This window comes from Mycobacterium talmoniae (assembly GCF_001854525.1).
Taxonomy (GTDB): domain Bacteria; phylum Actinomycetota; class Actinomycetes; order Mycobacteriales; family Mycobacteriaceae; genus Mycobacterium; species Mycobacterium talmoniae.
The window spans coordinates 1-1,695 of record NZ_MLQM01000323.1 but is presented as its reverse complement, the minus strand read 5'-3'; the positions used below and the strand labels follow the sequence as shown (position 1 = coordinate 1,695).

The 1,695-nt window shown below is 73.7% G+C and carries 2 protein-coding genes; both read right to left on the bottom strand.

Annotation, left to right across the window (positions count from 1 at the left end):
- On the bottom strand, positions 1–1,207 hold a 1,207-nt coding region (gene mycP / locus BKN37_RS27045; protein ID WP_071030368.1), incomplete at its 3' end, for a type VII secretion-associated serine protease mycosin.
- Positions 1,204–1,695 (bottom strand): type VII secretion integral membrane protein EccD (gene eccD / locus BKN37_RS27040; protein WP_071030366.1); only part of this gene is annotated, 492 nt, incomplete at its 5' end. The genes eccD and mycP, both read right to left, overlap by 4 nt.

Sequence of the window (1,695 nt, the reverse complement as noted above, 5' to 3'; positions counted from 1 at the left end):
GCTCCCAGGTCAGCGCGGCGACCGGGTCGACGGTGCCGGCCCCGACCAGGGTGGACGGCCGATGCGCCGCATTGTGCGCGGCGCGGGTCAGGCGGTCCACCACCTCGGTCGCGCGCAGCCCCGGGTACTTACTGCGCACCAGCGCCGCGATACCGGCCACGTAGCCGGTCGCGTAGCCGGTTCCGCTGAGCGGCACCAGCTTTCGCTTGTCGCCGGGCAGCGCGTTGGCCAGCCCACCGTCGTCGCGGTTGCTCACCGACACGATGTTCTCGCCGGGCGCGGCGATACCGACCCACGGCCCGGCCATGGTGAACGGTGACGGGTGGCCCGCGGCACCCAGCGACGCCACCGACAGCACGTAGGGCTGCCACCACGACGGCACCGACACCGAGGTGACCCCGGCCCAGTTGTGCGGATCATCCGGGCGGCTCAGGTCGGTCGGCGGATTGGAGTCGCAGGCGGTGCCCGCGCCGGCCGCCCCGGTGCGGCCCACGTCGCCGGCCGCGGCCACGATCACCGCGTCCTTGTCCACCGCCGCGTAGCGCAGCGCGGCGCCCAGCGCCGTCTGGTCGACGGGGCGGTCGGTGGGCAGGCAGGTCACGGTCGGAATGGTGATCACCCGGGCGCCCAGGTCGGCGGCGTGCACAATCGCCCGGCTCAACGCGTCCACGTCGACGGCCGCGCGGGCCAGCGCCGGGTCCTCCCCGCCGCCGCCCTTGGGCGAGAGCGTCGCCGAGGTCACCCGCATCGACAGCAGTCGCGCCGCCGGCGCCACCCCGGTGAACCCGTCGTCGCCGGGCTGCCCGGCGACGATCCCGGCGATCAGGGTGCCGTGCCCGTCGCAGTCGGTGAGCCCGTCGGTCGTCGCCAGGTAGTCACCGCCGGCATCGACGGCCGGCAGCCGGGGTCCCGGCCGCACCCCGGTGTCCAGGATGGCCACGGTCTGGCCTTCGCCGCGGGAGAACTGAAACGCCGCAGGAAGGTTCATCAGCTGCTGAGCGGCGGTGGCCGTCCCGGGTTGGGTGCCGGGCAGCACCGCGGCGGCAACGCAGTCGCCGCGTTGATCCATCGGCGCCACCGGACCCGGGGCGCCGTCCGGCGGGGGCACCGCCTGGTCGACTTGCGGCGGGCTGATCGCCAGCGCCGGTGCGCTGGCCAGCAGTGCGGTCAAACCCACTGCCAGCCAGGGTAATACGACACGTTTCATCGATTGAGCACCAAGGTGAACAGGCCGACCAGGTAGGCCATCACCGGGATCAGCGAGGCGTCCAAGGTGGACGCCAGGAAACCCACCAGCCGCCGCATCGGCAGCGAGTAGCTGTCCGGGGAGGCGATCGTCGGGTTCAGTGCGGCCACCGCCCACACCAGCACCAGCACCGCCAGCACCAGCAGCGCAGCGCCGGCGGCGAGGTAGCGTCCGGTCGCGGCGTAGCAGACCAGCAGCACCGCCGCGGCCAGGAACGGCTGGGCCAACAGCCATGCCTTGCAGGCGGCCGAATCCCACACCCGGGCACGCAGAATGGACGCCAGGCCGACGGCACCGACCAGATACCAGCCGACGACGGCGACGGTCTCGGGCCGCGCCGCGACCGCCACCGTGCCCAGCACGCTCAGCAGCACCCCGCCGGCGATGAAGCCGTTTTGGTGGGCGTCGGACAGCCGCACCCGGCGCGGCAGATCCTCCAGCACCCGCGT